This is a genomic window from Streptomyces sp. CO7 (assembly GCF_053474865.1).
In genome coordinates, this window is record NZ_JBRIOU010000002.1 from 519838 (window position 1) to 523387 (window position 3550).

3 protein-coding genes are annotated in these 3550 nt (G+C 72.5%); all 3 read left to right on the forward strand.

Features of this window, described 5'->3' with window-relative positions:
- The coding region (locus tag ACOV8S_RS04295) for a DUF6807 family protein (RefSeq protein WP_448316182.1) at window positions 1–335 on the forward strand (335 nt) is incomplete at its 5' end.
- Window positions 332–1939 carry a family 43 glycosylhydrolase gene (locus ACOV8S_RS04300; protein ID WP_448316183.1) on the forward strand — a complete coding sequence of 536 codons (1608 nt, stop codon included), beginning with the start codon at window positions 332–334 and terminating at the stop codon, window positions 1937–1939. The genes ACOV8S_RS04295 and ACOV8S_RS04300, both read left to right, overlap by 4 nt.
- A gap of 263 nt (window positions 1940–2202) precedes the next feature.
- Window positions 2203–3537 carry an ABC transporter substrate-binding protein gene (locus tag ACOV8S_RS04305; protein ID WP_448316184.1) on the forward strand — a complete coding sequence of 445 codons (1335 nt, stop codon included), beginning with the start codon at window positions 2203–2205 and terminating at the stop codon, window positions 3535–3537.
- The last annotated feature ends 13 nt before the right edge of the window (window positions 3538–3550 follow it).

Here is a 3550-nt window from a genome sequence, read left to right on the forward strand (position 1 = left end):
CCCCCAAGGAGGCCGGCGCCCCCGCCGTCCTCACCCCGGACGCCGACGGCGAGGAGGCCGTCCACGGCCGGAGCGCCGACTGGCTCGCCCTCGCCGGAGACGGCTGGACCCTGGTCCTCGCCGGCGCGGACGAGGCCACCCGCCGCGACCCCTGGTTCGTGCGGACCGCCGAGTACCCGGGCGTCGGCTCCTCCCTCGCCTGGTCGCACCCGGTCACCCTCGGGGCCGGGCAGACCCTCGTACGCCGGGTGGCCGCCGTCGTCGCCGACGGCCGCCTCGACCGGGGCGCGGCCGGCGACCTCGCGAAGCTCGCGAAGGAGGCGGTCACGCCGTGAACACCCCTTCCCGTACCCGGCCCTGGACCACCGACCTCGGCGACGGCACCTACCGCAACCCGGTCCTGAACGCCGACTGGTCCGACCCCGACGTGATCCGCGTCGGCGACGACTACTACCTCACCGCCTCCAGCTTCGGCCGTGTGCCTGGCCTGCCCCTGCTGCACTCCCGCGACCTGGTCAACTGGACCCTCGTCGGGCACGCCCTCGACAGACTCACGCCGCACGAGGACTTCGCCGTGCCCCGGCCGGACCGCGGCGTGTGGGCCCCGGCGCTGCGGCACCACGCGGGCCGCTTCTGGATCTTCTGGGGCGACCCCGACCAGGGCGTCTTCCAGGTGAACGCGCAGGCTATCGACGGCCCTTGGACCGCCCCGCACCTGCTGAAGCCGGGCAAGGGGCTGATCGACGCCTGCCCGCTGTGGGACGAGGAGACCGGCGAGGCCTACCTGGTGCACGGCTGGGCCAGGTCCCGAGCCGGGGTGAAGAACCGTCTCACCGGCCACCGGATGAGCGCCGACGCACTCACCCTCCTCGACGAGGGCGCGCTCCTCGTCGACGGCGACCTGCTGCCCGGCTGGTTCACCCTGGAAGGCCCCAAGCTCTACCGCCACGACGGCTGGTTCTGGATCCTCGCCCCCGCCGGGTCGGTGGAGACCGGCTGGCAGGGCGCCTTCCGCGCGCGGTCCTTCCTCGGCCCGTACGAGGAGAAGGTGGTCCTGGAGCAGGGCGGCACCGACGTCAACGGCCCCCACCAGGGCGGCTGGGTGCGCACCCCGCAGGGGGAGGACTGGTTCCTGCACTTCCAGTCCCGCGGCGCGCACGGCAGGGTCGTCCACCTCCAGCCGATGCGCTGGACCACCGACGAGCAGGGGCTGCCCTGGCCGGTGCTGGGCGACGACGGCACGCCCGTCGCCGTCCACCGCAAGCCGCAGGCGCCGCCGCAGCCGGTGACCGCTCCCGCCACCGACGACGACTTCGCGGGCGGCCGGTTCGCTCTCCAGTGGCAGTGGGCGGCCGACCCGGGGGAGGGGTGGACGACCCCGCACGACGGCGACGGGCTGCGGCTGACCTGCGTCCGCACCGACCGGGTCGACGACCTGCGTTCGCTGGGCCACCTGCTGACCCAGCGGCTGCCCGCCGAGACCTTCACCGCCGAGGTGGACCTCCGCCTCGACGCGGCCGGGGCCGGTGCCCGGGCCGGCCTCGCGGTGGTCGGGAACGCCTACGCCTGGATCGGGCTGGAGCGTGCCGCCGACGGCACGGTCCGCCTCGTCCATCGGTTCGCCGAGGACACCGCGAGCCGGGAGAGGGACGCCGCGCATGCCCGCGACGCGCCCGGTGGACGGGCCCGGCTGCGCGTCGAGGTGTCCCCGGGCGCCCGGTGCCGCTTCCTCGCGGACACCGGCGACGGCACCGGACTCCGGTGTTCCGGCCAGGTGTTCACCGCCGCGCCCTGGGGCTGGACCGGGGCCCTGCTCGCCCTCTTCGCCGCAGCCCCACCGGGGACCGACCCTGCGAGGACCGACGCGGCGGGGATCGACCCCGCGAGGACCGACGCGGCGGGGACCGGCACCTTCACCCGCTACCGCGCCACCGCCTGACCCCACCCCCGACACACCCCGGCACCTACCTCAGGACCTTGCACCGGCCGCACAGCCCGGCACCAAGGGCACGCCCCCGCACCAACGGCATGACCGCCCAACCCACGGCGCGACCCGGCACCGACCGGCCGGTCCGGCACCTGCGCGACGGCCTCGCACCGGCCGCACGAATCCGTACCGACCGGCGGACCCGAGCACCACCGCACCGCAGCACCACAACACCGCACCACCAAGCAACCCCTCCCACGAGAGAAGAGCCGAGCATGAGAGCGACGAACCACCGGAACCGGAGAACGACCGCGGCCGTGGCGCTGGCCGCCGTGTTCGCCCTGACCGCCACCGCCTGCGGCGACGACGGCAGCGCGGGCGGCGGCGACGAGGGCTCCGGCAAGGGCACGATCACCTTCTGGGACAACAACGGCGGTGTCCGCACCCCGGTCTGGGAGAAGATCATCGCCGAGTTCGAGAAGAAGAACCCGGACATCGACGTCAACTACGTGCCGATACCGATCACCGACGTGCAGTCGAAGTACGACACGGCCATCGCCGGCGGCGGCCTGCCCGATGTCGGCGGCGTCGGCACCGCCTACTTGGCCAACATGGTCGCCCAGGACGCCCTGGAGCCGGTCGGCGACCGGCTCGAGGGGAGCGCGCTGAAGGGCAAGCTCTCCGAGCAGATGGCCGAGAGCGTCAGGTCGGCCGGCGGACGCGGCGACGAGATGTACTCCGTGCCGACCAGCGCCAACCAGGGCACCCTCTGGTACCGCACCGACCTGTTCGAGGCGGCCGGCGCCGAACCGCCCACCAGCTGGGACCGGTTCTACGAGGCCGCCGAGAAGCTCACCGACGCGAAGAAGAACAAGTTCGGCTTCACCATCCGCGGCGGCGCCGGCTCGGTCGCCCAGGCGCTCGACATGATGTACGCCCAGTCCGGCATCGACACCTTCTGGAACGGCGACAGGACCACCGTCAACGACCCGAAGAACGTCGAGGCGCTCGAGAGGTACATCGGCCTCTACAAGAAGGCGACGCCCGAGGCCGACCTCAACAACGACTTCGCCAAGATGGTCGCCCAGTTCGGCCAGGGCGACATCGGCATGCTGCAGCACAACCTGGGCTCCTACGGCGACCACGTGAAGGCGTTCGGCAAGGACAAGGTCGAGGGCATTCCGCTGCCCCCGTCCGCCGAGGGCAGCCCGCGCACCATCGTCTCCAACCCGGTCGACGGGCTCGGCCTGTTCAAGAGCAGCAAGAACAAGACGGCCGCCTGGAAGTTCATCGAGTTCGCCGCTTCCCACGAGATGAACAGCCTCTGGAACCAGGAGGCCGGCTCCATCCCCGCCAACACCGAGGCGTCCGGCGACACCTGGATCAGCGAGGTGAAGCCGGTCAAGGCGGCCATGGAGTCCCTCAACGACCCCGGCACCAAGGTCGTCCAGCTGCCGTACTACCTGCCCGACTGGAACAACATCAGCAAGGCCGACACGGAGCCGGACTTCCAGAAGCTGCTGCTCGGCGAGATCAGCGCGAAGGAGTTCACCGACAAGCTCGCCGGACTGCTCAACGACGCCCAGGCGGAGTGGAAGCAGCAGCAGTGACAGCGCGGCGGGC

Excerpts from the sequence above, each read along its gene's own strand:
- ACOV8S_RS04305 (WP_448316184.1), top strand. The coding sequence starts at position 2,203 with ATGAGAGCGACGAACCACCGGAACCGGAGAACGACCGCGGCCGTGGCG.